At 72.7% G+C, this 20025-nt stretch carries 17 protein-coding genes; 14 read left to right on the top strand and 3 right to left on the bottom strand.

Annotated elements, in window-relative coordinates:
* The first annotated feature begins 64 nt into the window (after window positions 1–64).
* The 5 genes from CRV15_RS20315 to fabF all read left to right on the top strand — a co-directional run bounded on the left by CRV15_RS20315 (window position 65) and on the right by fabF (window position 5036).
* Window positions 65–1249 (top strand): PucR family transcriptional regulator, encoded by a 1185-nt coding sequence (locus tag CRV15_RS20315; protein WP_003954078.1) that lies wholly within the window; start codon window positions 65–67, stop codon window positions 1247–1249.
* Window positions 1250–1338: 89 nt separating this feature from the next.
* A complete protein-coding gene (locus tag CRV15_RS20310) occupies window positions 1339–2256 on the top strand; it encodes an ACP S-malonyltransferase (RefSeq protein ID WP_009996103.1) in 918 nt (305 codons plus the stop codon).
* Between the two features lie 54 nt (window positions 2257–2310).
* Window positions 2311–3312 (top strand): ketoacyl-ACP synthase III, encoded by a 1002-nt coding sequence (locus CRV15_RS20305; RefSeq protein ID WP_003954076.1) that lies wholly within the window; start codon window positions 2311–2313, stop codon window positions 3310–3312.
* Between the two features lie 116 nt (window positions 3313–3428).
* Window positions 3429–3677: an acyl carrier protein gene (locus tag CRV15_RS20300; RefSeq protein WP_003954075.1), complete on the top strand. Its 249-nt coding sequence runs from the start codon at window positions 3429–3431 to the stop codon at window positions 3675–3677.
* Window positions 3678–3773: 96 nt separating this feature from the next.
* The gene (fabF, locus tag CRV15_RS20295; protein ID WP_003954073.1) at window positions 3774–5036 is read left to right on the top strand and encodes a beta-ketoacyl-ACP synthase II; all 1263 of its coding nucleotides are present in this window, start codon (window positions 3774–3776) and stop codon (window positions 5034–5036) included.
* A 197-nt stretch (window positions 5037–5233) separates the two neighbouring features.
* On the opposite strand, the gene CRV15_RS20290 is transcribed toward fabF, so the two are convergent.
* A complete protein-coding gene (locus CRV15_RS20290; RefSeq protein WP_003954072.1) occupies window positions 5234–5728 on the bottom strand; it encodes a DUF3145 domain-containing protein in 495 nt (164 codons plus the stop codon).
* Between the two features lie 264 nt (window positions 5729–5992).
* On the opposite strand from CRV15_RS20290, the gene CRV15_RS20285 reads away from it, so the two are divergent.
* The 3 genes from CRV15_RS20285 (at window position 5993) to CRV15_RS20275 (ending at window position 9184) form a co-directional block, all read left to right on the top strand.
* Window positions 5993–7021, top strand: a complete 1029-nt coding sequence (locus CRV15_RS20285; RefSeq protein ID WP_003960375.1) for an SGNH/GDSL hydrolase family protein — start codon at window positions 5993–5995, stop codon at window positions 7019–7021.
* A 357-nt stretch (window positions 7022–7378) separates the two neighbouring features.
* Window positions 7379–8671 carry a pyroglutamyl-peptidase I gene (locus tag CRV15_RS20280; protein ID WP_003954069.1) on the top strand — a complete coding sequence of 431 codons (1293 nt, stop codon included), beginning with the start codon at window positions 7379–7381 and terminating at the stop codon, window positions 8669–8671.
* Window positions 8672–8878: 207 nt separating this feature from the next.
* Window positions 8879–9184 carry a hypothetical protein gene (locus CRV15_RS20275; protein WP_003954068.1) on the top strand — a complete coding sequence of 102 codons (306 nt, stop codon included), beginning with the start codon at window positions 8879–8881 and terminating at the stop codon, window positions 9182–9184.
* Window positions 9185–9422: 238 nt separating this feature from the next.
* On the opposite strand, the gene CRV15_RS20270 is transcribed toward CRV15_RS20275, so the two are convergent.
* Window positions 9423–10337, bottom strand: a complete 915-nt coding sequence (locus CRV15_RS20270) for an EI24 domain-containing protein (RefSeq protein WP_003954067.1) — start codon at window positions 10335–10337, stop codon at window positions 9423–9425.
* Between the two features lie 213 nt (window positions 10338–10550).
* On the opposite strand from CRV15_RS20270, the gene CRV15_RS20265 reads away from it, so the two are divergent.
* Complete coding sequence (locus CRV15_RS20265) at window positions 10551–13121, top strand: M14 family zinc carboxypeptidase (RefSeq protein ID WP_003960376.1); 2571 nt, start codon at window positions 10551–10553, stop codon at window positions 13119–13121.
* A gap of 91 nt (window positions 13122–13212) precedes the next feature.
* Here CRV15_RS20265 and CRV15_RS20260 read toward each other — a convergent pair whose 3' ends face one another.
* The gene (locus CRV15_RS20260) at window positions 13213–14226 is read right to left on the bottom strand and encodes an NADP-dependent oxidoreductase (RefSeq protein WP_003954064.1); all 1014 of its coding nucleotides are present in this window, start codon (window positions 14224–14226) and stop codon (window positions 13213–13215) included.
* 92 nt (window positions 14227–14318) lie between these two features.
* Here CRV15_RS20260 and CRV15_RS20255 point away from each other — a divergent pair, with 92 nt between their 5' ends.
* The 5 genes from CRV15_RS20255 to CRV15_RS20235 all read left to right on the top strand — a co-directional run bounded on the left by CRV15_RS20255 (window position 14319) and on the right by CRV15_RS20235 (window position 19959).
* On the top strand, window positions 14319–14819 hold the full coding sequence (locus CRV15_RS20255; RefSeq protein ID WP_003954063.1) for a MarR family winged helix-turn-helix transcriptional regulator: 501 nt from the start codon (window positions 14319–14321) through the stop codon (window positions 14817–14819).
* A gap of 457 nt (window positions 14820–15276) precedes the next feature.
* The gene (locus CRV15_RS20250) at window positions 15277–15840 is read left to right on the top strand and encodes a hypothetical protein (RefSeq protein ID WP_009996108.1); all 564 of its coding nucleotides are present in this window, start codon (window positions 15277–15279) and stop codon (window positions 15838–15840) included.
* 342 nt (window positions 15841–16182) lie between these two features.
* Entirely contained in the window at window positions 16183–17229 is a 1047-nt protein-coding gene (locus CRV15_RS20245; protein ID WP_009996110.1) for a rod shape-determining protein, read from the top strand.
* 154 nt (window positions 17230–17383) lie between these two features.
* The gene (locus CRV15_RS20240; protein ID WP_044955095.1) at window positions 17384–18820 is read left to right on the top strand and encodes a sensor histidine kinase; all 1437 of its coding nucleotides are present in this window, start codon (window positions 17384–17386) and stop codon (window positions 18818–18820) included.
* 143 nt (window positions 18821–18963) lie between these two features.
* A complete protein-coding gene (locus CRV15_RS20235; protein WP_230864109.1) occupies window positions 18964–19959 on the top strand; it encodes a hypothetical protein in 996 nt (331 codons plus the stop codon).
* The last annotated feature ends 66 nt before the right edge of the window (window positions 19960–20025 follow it).

Below are 20025 nucleotides of genomic sequence, written 5' to 3'. Positions count from 1 at the left end.
GCCCGGCGGGTCCGATGGCCCCCGGCACTCAACTCCGCCGTCCTGATAAGGCACTCTTGTCCCCGTGCCCGAACCCGCAACGAACAACGCCCACCCGCACTCCGCGACTCTGCGCCGCCTGGAGCAGTCATCCGGCCGGCTCGCCGCCAACGCCATCGCGCGCATGGACGAGACGCTGCCCTGGTACCGGGCGATGCCCCCGGAGAACCGGTCGTGGATCGGCCTGGTCGCCCAGGCCGGTATCGCCGCGTTCACCGAGTGGTTCCGGCGCCCGGACGCCCCTCAGGCGATCTCCACCGATGTCTTCGGCACGGCTCCGCGCGAGCTGACCCGCGCGATCACCCTGCGGCAGACCGTCGAGATGGTCCGCACCACGATCGAGGTCATGGAGTCGGCGATCGAGGAGGTCGCCGCGCCCGGTGACGAATCGGTGCTGCGCGAGGCGCTGCTCGTCTACGCCCGGGAGATCGCCTTCGCGACGGCCCAGGTGTACGCGCAGGCCGCCGAGGCACGCGGGGCCTGGGACGCCCGGCTGGAGTCGCTGGTCGTCAACGCCGTCCTGTCGGGCGAGGCCGACGAGGGCGCCGTCTCCCGGGCCGCCGCGCTCGGCTGGAACTCCCCGGACCGGGTCTGCGTCATCCTCGGCACCGCCCCCGACGGCGACAGCGAGCTGACGGTGGAGGCGATCCGGCGGGCCGCCCGGCACGCCAAGCTCCAGGTGCTCACGGGGGTGCTCGGGGACCGTCTGGTGGTGATCGCGGGCGGCAGCGACAGCCCGCTCCAGGTCGCGAAGTCGCTGATCGGTCCGTTCGCGGCGGGTCCCGTGGTGGCCGGTCCCGTGGTGCAGGACCTGCTGGCCGCGACCCGCTCCGCGCAGGCGGCGGCGGCCGGGCTGCGGGCCTGCGCCGCCTGGCAGGACGCCCCCCGTCCGGTTCTGGCGGACGATCTCCTGCCGGAGCGGGCCATCGCCGCCGACCCTGCCGCGCGCGAGCAGTTGGTGGAGGAGATCTACAGACCGCTGGAGGAGGCGGGTTCCGCTCTGCTGGAGACGCTGAGCGTCTACCTGGAGCAGGCGAGCAGCCTGGAGGGCGCGGCGCGGATGCTCTTCGTCCATCCCAACACCGTGCGCTACCGGCTGCGACGTGTGACTGACGTCACCGGCTGGTCACCCTCCGATGTACGCTCGGCCTTCACGCTGCGGATCGCCCTCATCCTCGGACGCTTGGCCGACGGAGATTCCCCGCTCTGACGTTTTGTGGGACACCAACAAAGTCACTGACGGTTCTTCGTCCCTGTCCCCACGGGCGGCCGGACCCGTGGTCGAGAGAGAGTGTGAGAGTGCTCGTACTCGTAGCTCCCGGCCAGGGCGCCCAGACGCCCGGCTTCCTGACTCCCTGGCTCGACCTCCCCGGCGCGGAAGACTCCCTGCGGGAGTGGTCCACCGCCCTTGACCTGGACCTCGTCCACTACGGCACCAAGGCCGACGCGGACGAGATCCGTGACACGGCCGTGGCGCAGCCGCTGCTGGTCGCGGCCGGTCTGCTGGCCGCGCGCGCGCTCGGCGAGGTGTCCCCGGGCGCCGTCGCCGGACACAGCGTCGGCGAGATCACCGCCGCCGTGCTCGCGGGCGTGCTGGACGAGCGGGCCGCGCTCGGTTTCGTCCGCACCCGGGGGCTGGCGATGGCCGAGGCCGCCGCCGTCACCGAGACGGGCATGTCGGCGCTCCTCGGGGGCGTCCCCGAGACGGTGCTCCCGCATCTGGAACGGCTCGGTCTCACCCCGGCGAATGTGAACGGCGCGGGACAGATCGTGGCCGCGGGCACGATGGAACAGCTCGCGGCGCTCGCGGGCGATCTGCCCGAGGGCACCCGCCGGGCCGTGGCACTGAAGGTGGCCGGCGCCTTCCACACCGTCCATATGGCGCCGGCCGTCGCCGTTCTCTCCGCGGCCGCGGCGGGGCTGACCCCGTCCGACCCCGTACTGTCGTATGTCTCCAACAAGGACGGGCAGACCGTCCCCACGGGTGCCGAGGTCGTCGAGCGGCTGGTGGGACAGGTGGCCAACCCGGTCCGCTGGGATCTCTGCATGGAGACCTTCGCGGCACTCGGTGCCACCGCGCTGATCGAGATGTGCCCCGGTGGCACCCTCACCGGGCTGGCCAAACGCGCGCTGCCGGGGGTGCGGACGCTCGCGCTGAAGACCCCGGACGACCTCGACGCGGCCCGCGCACTCGCCGCCGAGCACACAGCGGCCTGACCGGGCCCGTACCGCCCGACCAGGCCACGCAGTCAGACAAGGAGAGCCCCTCACATGGCGAAGATCAAGCCCAGCAAGGGTGCCCCGTACGCGCGGATCATGGGCGTGGGCGGCTACCGCCCCACCCGGGTCGTGCCGAACGAGGTGATCCTGGAGAAGATCGACTCCTCCGACGAGTGGATTCGCTCCCGCTCGGGCATCGCCACCCGGCACTGGGCCTCCCCCGAGGAGACCGTCTGCGCGATGTCCCTGGAGGCGGCGGGCAAGGCGATCGCCGACTCCGGGATCACCCCGGAGCAGATCGACGGCGTCATCGTGGCCACCGTCTCGCACTTCAAGCAGACCCCGGCGGTCGCCACCGAGATCGCCGACAAGATCGGCGCGGGGAAGCCCGCGGCCTTCGACATCTCGGCGGGCTGTGCCGGTTTCGGCTATGCGCTGACCCTCGCCCGGGGCATGATCACCGACGGCTCCGCCGACCATGTGCTGGTCATCGGCGTGGAGCGGCTGAGCGATCTGACCGACCCCGAGGACCGGGCGACGGCGTTCCTCTTCGGCGACGGCGCGGGTGCCGTGGTCGTCGGCCCCGCCAAGGAGCCGATGATCGGCCCCACGGTCTGGGGTTCGGAGGGCGACAAGTCCGACACCATCATGCAGACCGTGCCGTGGACGGAGTACCGCGACGGCACGGTGGAGCGGTTCCCCGCCATCACGCAGGAGGGCCAGGCGGTGTTCCGCTGGGCCGTCTTCGAGATGGCGAAGGTGGCCCAACAGGCGCTGGACGCCGCCGGGATCACCGCCGACGAACTGGACGTCTTCATCCCGCACCAGGCCAATATGCGGATCATCGACTCGATGGTGAAGACCCTCAAACTGCCGGAGCACGTCATGGTCGCGCGTGACGTGGAGACCACCGGCAACACATCGGCCGCCTCGATCCCGCTCGCCATGGAGCGGCTTCTGGCGACCGGTCAGGCCAAGAGCGGCGACACGGCGCTCGTCATCGGCTTCGGGGCGGGTCTCGTCTACGCGGCGACGGTCGTTACCCTCCCCTAGGCAACCGGATCTCTCCCGGACCGGTTCCCCGACCGGACCCGGGCCGGTGTCCCCGGACGTGGTGACTGGAATATCCGGACATCACACCCTCTTATACGAATCGAAGGAGCGCCACTATGGCCGCCACGCAGGAAGAGATCGTTGCCGGTCTCGCGGAGATCGTGAACGAGATCGCCGGTATCCCGGTCGAGGACGTCCAGCTGGACAAGTCCTTCACCGATGACCTGGACGTGGACTCGCTGTCCATGGTCGAGGTCGTCGTCGCCGCCGAGGAGCGCTTCGACGTGAAGATCCCGGACGACGACGTCAAGAACCTGAAGACGGTCGGCGACGCCGCGGACTACATCGCGAAGCACCAGGCCTGATCCTGTCCGTCCCGGGTTGAACGCGCTGGTCGCCGCCTTGCGGTGACGCCGTAGACATTCAGTGCACCACCCCCTACACGTGGAGAATGAATTCCTGTGAACGCGACCAATCGCACCGTGGTCGTCACCGGTATCGGCGCAACCACACCGTTGGGTGGCGACAGCGCGTCAACCTGGGAGGGTCTGCTCGCCGGACGCTCCGGGGCCAGGCTCCTGGACGACGAGCGCTTCGCCGAGCTGCCGGTCCGTATCGCCGCGACCGCGGCCGTGGACCCCTCCGAGGTACTGCCCCGGCCGCTCGCCCGCAAGCTGGACCGTTCGGCGCAGTTCGCGCTGATCGCGGCCCGGGAAGCCTGGGCGGACGCCGGTTTCACCGGCCCCGCCGCCGAGGACGGTGAGATCGACCCGAGCCGTCTCGGCGCGGTGATCTCCTCCGGTATCGGCGGGGTGAACACCCTGCTCGACCAGTACGACGTCCTGCGGGAGAAGGGCGCGCGGCGGGTCTCCCCGCACACCGTGCCCATGCTGATGCCGAACAGCCCCTCGGCCAATGTGGGCCTGGAGGTGAACGCCCGGGCGGGCGTGCACTCCGTGGTCTCCGCGTGTGCCTCGGGCGCCGAGGCGATCGGCTACGCCATGGAGATGATCCGCAGCGGCCGTGCCGATGTCGTCATCACCGGCGGCACGGAGGCGGCGATCCACCCGCTGCCCGTGGCGGCCTTCGCCAGCATGATGGCGATGTCCAAGAACAACGAGGAGCCCGAGAAGGCGTCCCGCCCGTACGACAAGGGCCGCGACGGCTTCGTCCTCGGCGAGGGCGCGGGCGTGGTCGTCCTGGAGTCGGCGGAGTCCGCCGCCCGCCGGGGTGCCCGGGTCTACTGCGAGGTGCTGGGTCAGGGCCTGTCGGCCGACAGCCACCACATCGCGCAGCCGGAGCCGGAGGGCCGCGGCATCGCCGCCGCCATGCGGAACCTGCTGGACAGCTCCGACCTCAAGCCGCAGGAGATCGTCCATCTGAACGCGCACGCGACGTCCACCCCGCAGGGTGACGTGGCGGAGGTCAAGGCCCTGCGCCAGGTGCTCGGCGAGGACCTCGACCATGTCGCGGTCTCGGCGACCAAGTCGATGACCGGGCATCTGCTCGGTGGCGCGGGCGGCGTCGAGACGGTGGCCACCGTCCTGGCGCTGTACCACCGGACGGCTCCGCCGACCATCAACGTGGACGACCTGGACCCGGAGGTCGACGCCGACATCGTGCGCGGTGAGCCGCGGGCGCTGCCGGAGGGCACGATCGCCGCGATCAACAACTCGTTCGGCTTCGGCGGCCACAACGTGGTGCTGGCGTTCCGTTCGGTCTGACCCCGGTGCCGCCGATCACCGGGTGATCGTCGTACAGATCCATGAACGAACGAGGCCCGTGCCCCGAAAGGGGGTACGGGCCTCGACGCGTTCCCGGGGGCGGCGGGCCGCCCGGCCGGAGAACCGGAGAAACGACGGGCCGCCCGGCCGGAGAACCGGAAAGCCAAAGAAGCGGCGGGCCGGGGCGGCGGGCGGGGTCAGACGACCTGGTGGAGCCAGCGGACCGGCGCGCCCTCACCCGCGTACCGGAACGGCTCCAGCTCGTCGTCCCAGGGCTTCCCCAGCAGTTTCTCGATCTCCGCCGCCAGCTCGGTCTCGCCCCGCGCGGCCCGCTGGAGCGCGGCCCGCAGCCGGTCCTCAGGGATCAGGATGTCCCCGTGCATCCCGGTGACGGCGTGGAAGATGCCCAGTTCGGGGGTGGCGCTGTAGCGCTCGCCCTCGGCCGTGGCGCAGGGCTCGGCGGTGACCTCGAAGCGCAGCAGATGCCAGCCGCGCAGCGCGGACGCCAGCTTGGACGCGGTGCCCGGCCGCCCCTGCCAGGAGAACTCCGCGCGCCAGGTGCCGGGGGCGGCCGGCTGGCGGATCCAGTCGAGCTGGACCCGGACACCGAGCACACCCGCGACCGCCCATTCGACATGCGGACAGAGCGCGCTCGGTGCGGAGTGAACGTACAGAACGCCACGCGTCGTCACCGGGACCTCCAGTACGGGACGAGGATCGCCTTCCCAGCGGCCTCAGTAAACAGCATCGGGAGTTAATCTCCACAAATGGGACAGCATGTGACGTGATGTAATTTACCGAAACGCCGGGCCGCCGGGCGCGAAACCTCTGGGCCGACGGGGAAAAGCTACCCTGCGTGGCTCTCCCCGGGGTGACGTAATCTCGGTCCCCGGACATACGCACGACGCTTTCACTCGGCAGGACCTCGGGGGCTTCGAATCGGAGGGGAGACCGGGATGGACGAGACGCAGGGGGCCCCAGGGGCCCGCGGCACAGGCCGGGGCACGGGCAGACGCCCGGGTGCCCGGACGGCACACGGCACGGCGCGGACCGGGGCGGCGGCCCCGGCGGCCGGGCCGGAATCCGGGCGCCCGCGCAGGGGCCGGGCCGCCGCCGGGGCGTCCCTCGCCGTCGCCGCGCTGCTCACCGCCGGGGCGCTCACGGCATGTGACAGTTCGTCGGAGACCCGGACCCATGGCGCGCCCGCCAAGAAGCGCCCCGCCCCGGTCTGGAACCGCAGCCCGGACACCCTGGCCGCCGTGGGCGACTCCATCACCCGCGCCTTCGACGCCTGTCTGGTGCTCTCGGACTGCCCCGAGGCGTCCTGGGCCACCGGCACCGACAAGGAGGTGCGCAGCCTGGCGATGCGGCTGATCGGCGGTGAGCCCGCCGACCTCGCCGACCGGACCTGGAACTACGCCAGGACCGGCGCCCGGATCACCGACCTCCCCCGGCAGATGACCCAGGCGGGGGCGCGGCAGCCCGAGCTGGTGACCGTGATGGTCGGCGCCAACGACGCCTGCCGGGACTCGGCCGAGGCGATGACCCCGGTGGCGGACTTCCGCGCCTCCTTCACGAGCGCCCTGCGGGAGCTGCGGCGCACCGCCCCCAAGGCCCAGGTGTACGTCTCCAGCGTGCCGGACCTCAAGCGGCTGTGGGCCACCGGCAAGGACAACCCGCTGGGGCGGGCGGTGTGGAAGCTGGGGATCTGTGCCTCGATGCTCGGGGACGCGGAGGACGTGAGCAGCCGGGCCGAGCAGCGGCGGACCGCCGTGCAGCAGCGGGTGAAGGACTACAACGGCGTCCTGAGGGACGTGTGCGCCAAGGACACCCGCTGCCGTTACGACGGCGGGGAGGTCTTCGACTACCGCTTCGGCGACGAGATGCTGAGCCGCTGGGACTGGTTCCATCCGAGCAAGGACGGGCAGAGCGCCCTGGCGGAGATCGCCTACCGGAACATCACGGCGGAACGCCCGCCGCGCTGAGCCCGGCGTGCGCGGTGCGCGCGTGCGAGGTGCGCGCGTGCGCGGTACGTCCGGTGGGTGCGGTACATCCAGTGGGTGCGGTGGGTCCGACAGCACGGCGTGCCCGGCAGGACGGCGTGCTGCCCGGCGTACCGGTGTGTCCGGTCGCCGGGACCGGGCACGGGAGCCCCGGGGGCGGACGCGGAAGCCCCCGGGACCGGGCGCGGGCGGGCCACGGCGCGGGGGACGGGCGGACCACGGCGCCGGGTGCGGGAACCGCACGGGCCGAACCGGCCTCCTTCTGACCGGAGTCGGGGCTGGTCAAGGACGGGATCATGACGTGATACTTCCGCCACCCCTTGACGGAAGGATGACTGGATGTCCCCCATACGCGCCCGTGCCACCGTGGTCGTCGGCACCGCGTTCGCCGCCGCCCTGACGCTCGCCGTCCCCACGGCGGCCTCCTCCACGACCGGGCCCGCCGCGCCCGCACCCGCCGGGGCGGCCGTGACGGCCGTGGCGGCCCCCACCGTGGAGGAGGCCCGCCTCGACCGGGCCGTCCCCCAGGAGATCCTGCGGCGCGGCGGATTCGCCGCCGTGGCCCCGGAGTTCGCCCGCGCGCTGGACCGGGCCGGCTCGTATCAGGCGGCGCGCCGGACCGTGGACCGCCACGCGTCCGCCCTCTGGGAGCGCGCCGTGGACCGGGCGCAGGGGCGCGGCCCCGCGCTGGGGGACCTGAGCCGGGACGACGACCGCCCGCTGTACTGGGCGCGCCTGGGAATGACCCGGGAGCTGCGCCAGTGGCAGCCCGCGTTCCCGCTGTCCGAGCAGCGGCGGGCGGCCCTGCTGGGTTCCCTGGAACGGGCCTCGCGCGGCCATGACTCGATGGACTTCCCTGGCGCCGACCGGGCCACCCACCGGGGCAAGCCGCTGAAGCGGGTCGTGGTGACCGGTTTCGACCCGTTCACCCTGGACCGGGACATCCGGATCAGCAACCCGTCCGGCGCGAACGCGCTGGCGCTCGACGGCACGGTGATCCGTACGGCGGCGGGGTACGCGCGGATCGAGACGGCGGTGTTCCCCGTCCGCTGGCAGGACTTCGCGGACGGGATGGTCGAACGGGCGCTGCGCGAGCGGCTGCCGGAGGCCGATCTCTTCACGACGGTGAGCCAGGGCCGCCCGGAGCGGTTCGACATCGAACGGACCAACGGCGCCTGGCGCGGCGGCAGCCTGGACAACGACAACATCTCCCGGCGGGAGACGGTCCCGGTGAGCGATCCGGCCACGCAGCCGCAGTGGACCTCGTCCACGCTTCCGGCGGCGGCGATCACCGCCGTGCCCACGGGCCGTTTCCCGGTGTACGACAACGCCCAGGTGACGGAGATCCCGGCGGGCGGCACGGCGCCGGTGGTCCGCCCGGACGGGCCGACGCCGGGGTCCACGGCCGTGGTGGGCGCGGGCGGTGACTATCTGTCGAACGAGATCGCCTACCGGGCGACGCTGCTGCGGGACCGGCTGGGACTCGACGTTCCGGGCGGCCATGTGCACACGCCGGTGCTGCGGTTCGGCGCGGGCAACACGGCGGAGATCACGGACCCGGAGTTCCTGAGGAACCGGCAGGACATCCTGGCCCAGGTGCGGGAGATCATCCGGGTCGCGGTCGGGTCCTGACCGCCGAAGGACCCGGGTACCGGAGGGGGTCCGGCGGCGCGCCGGACCCTCCTGGACCGCGACGACCTGCTGAAACGAATCGGCTGACCTCCGTCCCGCCCAAGGGCCCGATCATGGTTCCCCGGTGTCCGGCCAGGGGTAGCGTTCTGGTGCCACGGCAGAACGGAGACCAGTCATGCCCCGGTACACGGGTGAAGGGCGGCGCCGATGAGCGGCGGAGGTCCGCACGAGGCCCGGCTGCTGCCCTGGTCGACCCCCGAGGGGAAACCCTGCTATCTGGACAGCGACGGCAGTGGCTATATCTCGCGGGTCGCCGACACCATCGAGAGTGTGCAGCTCGGTCTCGCGGGTGATCTGCTCGACCACGCGGACGAACTGCTCGCGGAGGACGAGGTGCCGCCGGATCAGCTCCGGCAGACGCTCGCCCAGGTGACCGAGGCGCTGCGGAACGTCCACCGGATCGCCCAGAGCCGGGGCGCCCGGCTCCCGCTGGACCCGGACGGATACGCCTGACGGACCCGGACCTGGACCTGGACCCGGACCCGACCGGCGGTGGCCCGGCGGACCCGTGGCCCGACGGTCCGGCGCCGAGCACCCCGGGCTTGAGCGGCCAGCGCCGAGCGGCCCGGGCTTGAGTGGAACGGCCCTTGAGCGGCCCGGGATCGAGCGACCGGCCCTTGAGTGGCCCGGGATCGAGCCACCCGCCCCCGAGGGGCCCGGCGCGGCCCCGGGGACCCCCGGTCGGCCGCCGTCAGCCTCCGGCGTACGGGTTGCCCGCCACGGGGCCGTGCCCGGAGCCGTGTCCCCGACCGTGGCCGTGATCGTGTCCCTTGCCGTGGTCGCCGGACGCGTACGGGGAGCCCGGCGCCGATCCCAGGGCCTCGGGCGGATTGCCGCCCGGGACCGGTGCCCCCGGACCGCGCACCTCCTCGTCCGGCACCAGCTCGCGCGCCATCATCGTCGCCCCGGCCACCGCGCCGGGCATCAGGAGCACCGCGACGAACGGGATCAGGAAGGCGCCCGCCAGCGGCACCCCGAAGCCGAGCGTCAGCAGCCGCCGCCCGCGCAGCAGCCGCAGCCGCTCCTTCAGGTCCACCCCGCGCCGCTGGAGCGCGATGGCGGCCAGTTCCTCGGTGAGGAAGTAGCCGGTGACACAGAAACCGAGCACGGGGACGACGGTCTGCCCGACCACCGGAATGAATCCGGCCGCGAAGAGCAGCACACCGTAGAGGCCGACCCGGATCACGATCCGCAGCGAGTCCCGCGCGGAGATCCACAGATCGGTCCAGAACGGACGGCCCGACTCGGGGGCGTGGCCGCTCTCGCTCCGGTCGACCTGCTCGGAGAGCGACTCGTAGAACGGCTGCCCCACCAGCAGGGTCACCGCCGTGAAGGTGATCACCGAGAGGAAGAGCGCCAGTATCCACAGGAGTGCGAGGAGAAAGCCCCGGAAGAGCCCGAGCCAGGGCGAGGACCAGTCGTCGGCGAAACCGGTGGACCAGGCCACCAGATCGGTGCCGCCGTGGAGCAGCCCGAGGAGGACCGCCCCGTACAGGACCAGGGTCACCAGGCCCGGCAGCAGACCGAAACCGAACCAGCGGCCATGGGTGCCGACCCAGCGCTGGCCCTTCATCACATAGCCGAAACCCACCCCTAGATCACGCATGGGCTCACCCTATCGGGTGGCCCGATCGGCATCCCTGGACTCGTGTCACCACGGTGTCGCAAAAAAGCAACCCCTTGATTCCTGGTGATCCGGCCAGGTAAACCCTGCCTCAGCGATCGGCGTGATTCCGCTCCCGGACTCTGTGGTTCCGTGCTTCCGGGCGGGGGCGGAGTCCCGGCGGTCCGACCCCGACGCCCCCGGAGGTTTTCACGCATGGGCATACCCAGATCCACTCTGGTCGCCACCGCCGCACTCGCGACGGCCGTACTGCTGGCACCGGCTCCCGCGACCGCCGTCCCCGGCTCCATCCCCGGCACCGACCACAAGAACGCGAAGGAGAAGAGCCCGCACCCGGTACGCGACCGGGGCAACGCGGACTCCGTCCTCACCCGGGCCCCGCTGTCCGCCGCCACCGAGGCGCTGAGCGGACGGTCCCACTCCGGCGGCCGGGACGACGCCGCCTACCCCCGGCGCACCGCCCTCACGGTCCCGCCCGTCAACGCCGCCGACAAGTCCATCAAGCTCGGCCTGGTCCCGTACCACTCCATCGCGCCCCGGCTCAACGCCCTCCAGAAGCTGGGCGACCGGGTCAGTGTGGAGATCGCCGGAAAGTCCGCCAGTGGGCGGGAGCTGTATCTCGTCACCGTCACCGCGCCGGAGAGCGCGTCCACGGTGCGCGAGCAGGAGCGGATGCGGGAGCGGATCGAGAACTCCCCTGCGTCGGCGGCGCGCGACCGCCGGATCGCCTCCTCGTACAAGACGCCGATCTTCATCAACAACAACATCCACGGGAACGAGTGGGAGGGCACGGACGCCGCCCTCAAGCTCATCGAGGAGCTGGCGCGCGCCAACGACGCCAGGACCAGGGATCTGCTGGCGAAGAACCGGATCTATCTGAATGTGACCGCCAACCCGGACGGCCGGGTGGCGGGCACGCGGGCCAACGCCAACGGCTTCGACCTCAACCGGGACTTCATCACGGCGACCCAGCCGGAGAGCCGGGCGATCCGGAAGCTCGCCATCGACAAGCAGCCCGCCGTGATGCTCGATCTGCACGGCTATGTCAACGGCACGCTGATCGAGCCGACGACCCCGCCGCACGGCGAGAACTACGAGTACGACCTGTTCCTGAAGAACGCCTACGCCAACGCGCTGGGCATGGAGAAGGCCGTCAACGCCCTCGGCTACACGGAGGCGAAGGACGGTGTGCTCCCGGCGGAGATCCCGTTCCGGGACTGGGAGGAGGGCTGGGACGACTGGCCACCGATCTTCACCCCGCAGTACATGCCGTTCCAGGGCGCGGTGGCCTCGCACACCATCGAGTTCCCGATGACGGTCAACAACCGGGCCTACGACACGCTGCCCGAGGCGGAGCTGCGCCGCCGGGCCGTGATCAACACCGATATCGCGGGCGCCACCATGCGGGCGGCCCTCGACTACACCCGGACGCACCGTTCCTCCGTGATCGCCGACCAGATCGAGACCTTCCGGCGCGGCGCGGCCGGTGAGGCGCAGCGGCCGGTCTCCCCGGAGACGGTGCCCGGTGTGCCGGGGATCGGCCCCGAGGACGTCTACACGGCGACCTTCCCGCGCGCGTATGTGATTCCCTCCGGCACGGGCCAGCGCAGCGCGGTGGCGGCGGCCCGGCTCGTGGACCACTTGATCGCGAACGATGTCCGGGTGGAGCGGGCCCTGACCCCGTTCCGGCTGGACGGCCGGACGTATCCCGCCGGTTCGTATGTGGTGGACATGCGTCAGCCCAAGCGCGGCATCGCCAATGTGATGCTCGCGGACGGCCGGGACATCAGCGCCGACGTATCGACGATGTACGACATATCCGGCTGGAGTCTCGGCCGGCTGTGGGGCGCCACGGTGGCCCGCGCCGAGCGCGGCGAGCTGCGGGTGCCGAGCCGTACGGTGAGCGCCGCCGCCCCCACCGGCCAGGTCGCCCCGCGCGGGGTGCCGATGCGGCTGGAGCTGTCCGACCCCAAGGAGCTGGAGGCGGTGAACGCCCTGCTCAAGGAGGGTGTCGCGGTCCGGCGCACGGCTGACGGCGCGGCCGTCGTCCCGGCGTCCGCGCACCGGCGGGCGGCGGCGCTGGCGCAGCGGCTCGGGGTGCGGTTCTCGGCGACGTGGGAGCGGGGCACCGCCCCGCTGGAGCGGACCCGGGTGGCGGCGGCCGTCACGGCGGGCGAGCTGTTCGCGCTGCGGGAGATGGGCTTCGACGTGGTGCCCGTGTCGACGGCGGTCCTCAACGCGGGCTTCGACTGGGGCTCCGTGGACGCCCTGATGGTCTCGACGGGTCTGAGCCACGCGTCCCTGACGCCCGCCGCGCGCGCGGCCTTCGCGGCGAGCGGCGTCGGCGTGGTCGGCCTGGGCGCGGGCGGCTCCGCGTTCACCTCGGCGGCGGGTCTGCTCCAGGCCACGGCCGTGCCCGGCAACGCGGACGCCAACGGCGTGGTGCGGGTCGTGAACGCGGGCGGCGCGATCACCGGTGGCGCGCAGGCGCACTCGTTCGTGTACGCCCCGATGTGGTTCACCGGCCTGGGTGCGGGGGTGCGGGTCGACCAGTCCTACGCGGGCGGCAATCCGCTGCTCTCGGGCCACTGGCGGCCGAACGCGGACGGCACCGGCGGCCCGGCGGACGCGGCGGGCAGGCCGTCGGTCGTCAGCGGCACGTCGGCGAGCGGTGTCCCGGTGACGCTGTTCGGCACGCAGCCGCTCTTCCGGGATCACCCGAAGGGCGCGTTCTCGCAGGTGGGCCGGGCCTTGCTGGCAGGCTGACGCGGTAGCGGAAGAGGCCCGTTCCCCTCACCGGTGGTGGGGGGAACGGGCCTCTTCCCGCGCCTCGGACGTCTCAGGCTTTGACGGTGTCTCAGACCTTGACGACCATCTTGCCGGTGTTCTGGCCCTTCATCATGTCGAGGAACGCGCCGAAGCCGTGCTCGATGCCCTCGACGACGGTCTCGCCGTAGGTCAGCTCACCGGAGGCGATCCACCCGGCGACCTCCCGCACGAACTGCGGCTGGAGGCCCTGGTGGTCGCCGACGAGCACGCCCTCCAGGCGCAGCCGCTTCCCGATGACCTGCATCAGGTTGCTCGGTCCCGGCTGCGGCTCGGTCTCGTTGTAGAGCGAGATCATGCCGCAGAGGACGGCCCGGCCGAAGGGCTTGAGCGAGTTGATCGCGGCTTCGAGGTGCTCGCCGCCGACGTTGTCGAAGTAGACGTCGATGCCGCCGGGGGCGGCCTGCTGGAGCTGCTCGCCGACCGGGCCGTTCTTGTAGTTGAACGCGGCGTCGAAGCCGTACTCCTCGACGAGGCGCTTGACCTTGTCGTCGGAGCCCGCCGAGCCGATGACGCGCGAGGCGCCCTTGATCCGGGCCATCTGGCCGACGAGGCTGCCGACCGCGCCCGCCGCGCCGGAGACGAAGACGGCGTCGCCCTCCTTGAAGCCGCCGACCTCGAAGAGGCCCGCGTACGCGGTGAGGCCGGGCATGCCGAGCACACCGAGATAGGCGGAGAGCGGCGCCAGCGAGGGGTCGACCTTGGTCGCCTGCGCGGCCGGGACCTGGGCGTATTCGCGCCAGCCATGGAAGGTGAGGACGTGGTCGCCGACGGCGATGCCCTCGGCGGCGGAGGCGATGACCTCACCGACGGCGCCGCCCTCCATGGGCCGGTCGATCTGGAACGGCGGGATGTAGGACTTCACGTCGTTCATCCGGCCGCGCATGTACGGGTCGACCGAGAAGTACTGGTTGCGCACCAGGACCGTGCCTTCGGCGGGCTCGGTCACCGGAACCTCGCGCAGGGCGGCGTCCTCCGCTGTGGGCCAGCCGTGGGGACGGGCGACGAGATGCCATTCACGACCGGTCGCGGGAAGTGCGGACATGACGGTGTGGCCTCCTCAAATTGCTTCACTACCTGAAACAACCATGCGCCTAGATATTTCATGTTGTCAAGTAACGGAGTACGCTGAGTGTCATGGCCAGCAGCCCACGCCCGGACACCCCCTCGGCCCCCCGCCCGGGCCCGGGGGCCCGTCCCGATCAGCTCACCCTCGACGTCATCGACCTCATCGGCACGGTCGTGTCCCGCTACACGGCGGAGTACGACCAGGCGGCGGCCGGGTACGCGCTCACGGGCGCCCAGGCGAAGGTGCTGGGTCTGCTCACGATGGAGCCGATGCCCATGCGCCGGATCGCCCAGCGGATGAAGTGCGAGCCGTCCAACATCACCGGCATCGTCGACCGGCTGGAGCTGCGCGGCCTGGTGGAGCGCCGCCCCGACCCGGGCGACCGCCGGGTCAAGCTCGCCGCCGCGACGGAGGCGGGCGCGAGCACGGTGAGCGGCCTGCGGGAGTCGCTGGACTTCGCGCGGGAGCCCCTGGGCCGCCTCTCGGAGGAGGAGCGGAGGACCCTGCGGGACCTGCTGCTGCGGATGCTCGGCGAGGAGCCGCCGCCGAGAGGGAACGGGGCCGGCTGACGCCCCCGGGCCCCAGGTACCGGGCACGGTGGAAGGCCGCCGCCCTTGCCGCTTGGGGCAGCGGCACTGACGGACGGCCCCGGGCCGCTTGGGGCACCGGACACGGCGGAGGGGCCCGGCCCAGGGCGCCCGAGGGCCACCGCCGCCGGGGGAACCGGGCCGACCGACGCCCCCGGGAACCGGGCACGGGTCAAGGGCCCCGGGCGCGCCCCGCAGCGCCGAAAGCCGGTGCCGCAGCCGCAGGCCGAGCGACGAGCCGTCCGCGCCGACCGAGGAACGGATCGCCGCCGGGCGGCGGACACCCGGCGGCCCACCCCGCGCGGAGCCGCACCCCAGCGGCCGATGCCGGGCACGGCCGACCGGGCGCCGGGCACGGCGGAGGGCAGCGGCCCTGACCGATGGCCCCGGCCGCCGGAAACGGAGCGCCGGGCCCCGTCGCGGCGGCAGGATGGCAGCCATGGCGACGACCACCCCTTTCGGGCCACTCGACTTCCAGCTCGTGCTGCTCCGCCGGATGGCCGATTTCCATCCCGGGCTGGTGGAGGACGCCCGCCGTGAGCTGGGGGCGTCCGCCGCCCGGATGCGGGAGGCGAACCGCCGCTGGCAGGCGATGGCACACGCGTCCGGGGGCCGCAGCCCGCTCGGCCGCTACCGCGCCGCGCTGGGCGAACCGGAGCACCGGGAACGCCGCCGCACCGGCGACCTGGAGTACGAGGCACTGCGCTGGCCGGTGCCGCTCTGGCCGGATCTGCGCTTCGAGGTGCTGTCCGCGACGCGCGGCGGCGGCGTGTGGAACGCCTGGCTGATTCGGGCCCCCGGCGCCCCCGGCCCCGGACTGCGCACCGCCGCCGATCTGACTCCGTGGAGCTGCACGGTCGACGAGGCGGCCCGCGCCTTTCCGCCCGCGACCCCGATGCAGGGCTCCGCCCCGACCCGTTCCCAGCTCGCGCTGACGCTGCCGGAGGGCGGCGGCCGGGCGGTCGCGGAGTTCACCTGGGGCCTGTTCCAGCGGCTCGTCTGACCCGGACGGCCACACCGCCGCCCGGGACAGGAGGCCACGGCCGTCCGGGCCACGACGGCACCACCGTCCGGGGCACGGCGCCACCGCCGCCAGGGGACACGACGGCACCGCCGCCCAGTACCCGACCGCACCACCGTCCGGTACCCGACCGCACCGCCATCCGGGCGACGACGGCACCGCGCCGAGGGGCCACGGACCCGCGCCGGGTCAAGCGACACACCGTCATCTGGCGGAATGTCAGCCGTCCACCCGCCCCCGCACCCCCCGTGCGGCCCACTCAGCGCGCGCCGCCGCACCCCCCGCCGGACGATGCCTTCAGGGACCGCACCCGGGAGGACCGCCGTGACCGTCAGTCTTGACCAGCTCCGCCGCTGCCATATCGCCGTCGATCTGGGCGCGGCCCGTACCAGGGTCTATGTCAAGGGCGTGGGGCTCGTCGTGGACGAGCCGAGCGTCGCCGCCGTGAACATCCGCAGCGGCGCGCTGATCGCCGTCGGCGCGCTCGCCGAGAAGATGACCGGCCGCACCCCCGAGTACATCCGGGTGGTCCGCCCCATCTCCGGCGGCACCGTCGTCGACATCGAGATGGCGCAGCGGATGATCCGCCACCTCCTCGGCGAGAAGCTGCGCCGCCAGCTCCGCCGCAAGCCCCGGCTGCGGGCCGCCGCCTGCACCCCCCATCTGAGCGACCCGCTCGCGCAGCGCGCGTCCGTGGAGACGCTGGTGGGCCTGGGGGCCCGCCGGGTGGAGCTGGTGGACACGCTGATCGCCGCCGCCGTCGGCTGCGGACTCCCCGTGGAGCAGCCCACCGCCACCATGATCGTCGTCTCCGGCGCGGCCACGACACAGCTCGCGGTCCTCTCCCTGGGTTCGATCGTCACCGCCGAGCGCATCCCCGTCGGCGGCAACGCGATCGACAACGCGGTGATCCAGCATCTGCGCACCCAGCACGAGCTGCTGCTGCCGAGCCAGTCGGTCCGTCCGCTCCAGCTCGCGCTGCACGGGAACGGGCTGCACTCGCACGGTCCGGAGTCGACGGAGATCCACGGCCGGGACGTGGCCACCGGACTGGCCCGTTCCGTACAGGTGGACACCGCCGCCGTGCGCAACGCCATCCACACGCCACTCACCTCCGTCATCGACGGCATCGGGAAGGTGCTCCGGGACTGCCCGCCGGATCTGGTCGCGGACCTCGCGGACCGGGGGATCACCATGGTCGGCGGAAGCGCGCTGCTCCCCGGTTTCGACCAGATGCTGCGGGACGCGACGGGGATGCCCGTGCGGATCGCGGACCGGCCGGACGTGTGCGCGGTGCTGGGGCTGGGCGCGATGCTGGAGGGGAACGTCAAGCCGCTGGCCTTCGACCCGCTGACGGAGGTCGAGGAGTGAGCCGCCGCCGGTCCCCGGCCGGGTGACCCGCCCCGAGCACGGGCACGGGAGCGGGAACGGGCACGGGAACGAAAGCGGGGACGGGAACGGGCACGAAAGCGGGAACGAAAGCGGGCACGGGAATGACCGTGGGGAGCCCCGTTTCCCCCGGCTCCTGGAGGCCGTGCTCGGCGCCGGGAACGGCCTCGGCCTCGCGGCCACGCTCCAGCGGCTCGTCGACACCGCCACCGGGCTGACCGGCGCCCGGCACGGCGCGCTCGGCGTGATCGACCCGGAGCGCGGCACGCTCAGCCGGCTCTTCACCTCCGGCGCGGGCACCGCCGCCGCCCCCGCTGGTCAGCTCGCCCGCGCCATGGCGGCGGCCGGTGCCCATGTCCCCTCCGGCCGCCCGGGGAGCCGGGATGCGATCGGCGTCCCGGTCCACGCGGAGAACGGGGTGATCGGCGCGCTCTGCCTCTCCGGGAAACGGGACGGCACGTTCACGGAGGACGATCTCGCGGTGGTGCGGGTGCTCGGTTCCCAGGCGGGGATCGCGATCGGCAACGCGCGTCTGTACGAGACCGCGCGGCAGCGGGAGCGGTGGATCGCGGGCGCGGCGGCGGTGACGAACGCGCTGCTGACGGGGGTCAGCCCGCAGGACGCGCTGACGACCGTCGCCGAGCAGGCGCGGATGCTCGCGGACGCGGCGGCGGGGGTGGTGCTCCAGCCGACCGCCGACGGCGGGATGGAGATCGTGGTGGCGTCCGGCCCCGAGGACCCGGAGGCCATCGTCGGAACGGTGATCGCGCCCGGTTCGCCGGTCCTGGCGCAGCTCCTGGGCGGGGAGCCGGTGTTCGTCGAGGACTCGGCGACCGACCCCCGGATGACGACCCCGGTCCGCGGCCGCTTCGGCCCGTCGATGATGCTCCCGCTCCAGAGCGGCGGCCGTCTGCTCGGCACCCTCGCCCTCCCCCGCGTCCGCCACGGCCGCCCGTACACGGCCGTCGAACGCCGGCTGGCGACGACGTTCGCCTCCCAGGCGGCGTTGGCGCTGGTGCTCGCGGACGCCCAGCAGGACCGGGAACGGCTCGCGGTGTACGAGGACCGCGACCGGATCGCCCGCGATCTGCACGACCTGGTGGTGCAGCGGCTGTTCGCGACGGAGATGATGCTGGAGTCGACCCGCCGCCGCGCCGCCGACCCCGGCGCCGATGAACTCCTGGCGCGCGCCGTCGACGAACTGGACTCCACGATCCAGGAGGTCCGCACGGCGATCATCGCGCTCCAACAGCCCCCGTGCGAGGCCCCGGTGGGCCTCCGCGCCCGCGTCCTGCGCGAGACATCGGCCATGGCGGCGGTGCTCGGCCTGCGCCCCTCGGTCCGCTTCCGGGGCGCGGTGGACACCCTCGTCGGCGAGAGCGCCGCGCGGGGCCTGCTGGCGGCCCTGCGGGACGCGCTGGGGGCGGTACGGGGGCGGAGCGGGGTGTCCTCGGTGGTCGTCGAGATCGACGCGACCGGAACGGACGGAACGGTCCGGCTCACCGTGACCGACGACGCCCGCCATGAGGACGGCATCCCGGGGACCGTCTTCGGCTGGGCGTCGCCCCGTTAGCGCGGAAGTTGCGTAGGTATTCCGTAGGACAATCGGTTCGCCTGCGGGACCGGTGCGCGGAAAGTATCGTCCCGAACGACATGGGCGGCCCGCCCTTGAGCGGGCCCGCATTCCCGCGCGACACACTGCGAAGGGACACCGACATGAGCAAGGCTGGATCAGCCAGACACCTCGTGATGACGGTCGGCGTGACGCTGGCCATGACGGTCGGCGGGCTGCTGACCGCCCCCGCCGCGCAGGCCGACGAGTCCACCCCCATGACCTCCACACCGGCCCAGACCGCCCCTCCGGCCCAGACGGGTGAGGGTATGGCGCCGACGACCCAGACGTTCGACGGGGAGTACGTGGTGGAGGGAGGTGCGAGCATGTTCGCGGGCAACTGCTTCAACGCGCGGAGCCTCAACGTCGCCAGTCGGCAGTACTGGGACTGCGGAGTCGAACGTGCCGCCCTCAACATCAGCGGCGAGACGTTCGCCGACTATCAGGCGGAGCATCTGTACCTCGGCAACACCTTCAACGTCCGCGGCGGCACCATCAATCTGGCCGGTGGCGTCTACGAGGGCAACCGCTTCATCGCGAACACGATCATCATCAGGGGCAACGCGCTGTTCGTGGGCCGCAACTCGTTCGAGGGGCAGGTCGTCGTCAAGGACCCGGAGCAGGTGGCGGGGGAGATCTACACCGGCGAGATCACACCCAGGGACGCCGACCGGATCAGCCACGAGGTCGACGAGCTGGTGAACTGCACCGGCATGATGCTCGCTCCGTTCGCGTTCGGACGGCTCGACACCGCCGGGGAGTTCGCCAACGTGACACCGAACGGCGAGATCGCCATCCACAACCTGATGGCCGCCGGGAACGACCACGACCCGCTCGGCAGGTGCGCCGACGATCTCAGGCGCGATGAGTTCGCGCAGTTCAGCGCGATCGCCACCGTGGACGGCCCACGGGACGCCGCGACGTCGTCCGCCTCGTTCACCCACTCCGAGCTGCTGCTCTTCCACCTGTCCCTGATGGATTGCCGGGACCGGATGAACGCGGCGCGCCCCGAAGGTCCGGGCGCGACGCTGGCGGCCCTGCTCGAATGCGGGGAGTCCAAGACGGTGACGGCCAAGCCGTCGGACTCACCGGCCCCGTAGCCCCTCCCGTACACGACCGGGCCCGGCGGGAACTCCCCCGCCGGGCCCGGTCGCGTGCAGCCGTCG

It is taken from the genome of Streptomyces clavuligerus, assembly GCF_005519465.1.
GTDB lineage: Bacteria > Actinomycetota > Actinomycetes > Streptomycetales > Streptomycetaceae > Streptomyces > Streptomyces clavuligerus.
The sequence above is the reverse complement of the archived record's forward strand: the minus strand, read 5'-3'. Positions and strand labels throughout refer to the sequence as shown.

What these genes read in the sequence shown, in the direction of transcription:
- CRV15_RS20260 (WP_003954064.1), bottom strand. Translation starts at nt 14,226, where the DNA reads ATGTCCGCACTTCCCGCGACCGGTCGTGAATGGCATCTCGTCGCCCGT.
- CRV15_RS20275 (WP_003954068.1), top strand. Translation starts at nt 8,879, where the DNA reads ATGAGCGGCGGAGGTCCGCACGAGGCCCGGCTGCTGCCCTGGTCGACC.
- CRV15_RS20255 (WP_003954063.1), top strand. Translation starts at nt 14,319, where the DNA reads ATGGCCAGCAGCCCACGCCCGGACACCCCCTCGGCCCCCCGCCCGGGC.
- CRV15_RS20235 (WP_230864109.1), top strand. Translation starts at nt 18,964, where the DNA reads ATGAGCAAGGCTGGATCAGCCAGACACCTCGTGATGACGGTCGGCGTG.
- CRV15_RS20280 (WP_003954069.1), top strand. Translation starts at nt 7,379, where the DNA reads ATGTCCCCCATACGCGCCCGTGCCACCGTGGTCGTCGGCACCGCGTTC.
- CRV15_RS20265 (WP_003960376.1), top strand. Translation starts at nt 10,551, where the DNA reads ATGGGCATACCCAGATCCACTCTGGTCGCCACCGCCGCACTCGCGACG.
- CRV15_RS20270 (WP_003954067.1), bottom strand. Translation starts at nt 10,337, where the DNA reads ATGCGTGATCTAGGGGTGGGTTTCGGCTATGTGATGAAGGGCCAGCGC.
- CRV15_RS20250 (WP_009996108.1), top strand. Translation starts at nt 15,277, where the DNA reads ATGGCGACGACCACCCCTTTCGGGCCACTCGACTTCCAGCTCGTGCTG.
- CRV15_RS20285 (WP_003960375.1), top strand. Translation starts at nt 5,993, where the DNA reads ATGGACGAGACGCAGGGGGCCCCAGGGGCCCGCGGCACAGGCCGGGGC.
- CRV15_RS20305 (WP_003954076.1), top strand. Translation starts at nt 2,311, where the DNA reads ATGGCGAAGATCAAGCCCAGCAAGGGTGCCCCGTACGCGCGGATCATG.
- CRV15_RS20300 (WP_003954075.1), top strand. Translation starts at nt 3,429, where the DNA reads ATGGCCGCCACGCAGGAAGAGATCGTTGCCGGTCTCGCGGAGATCGTG.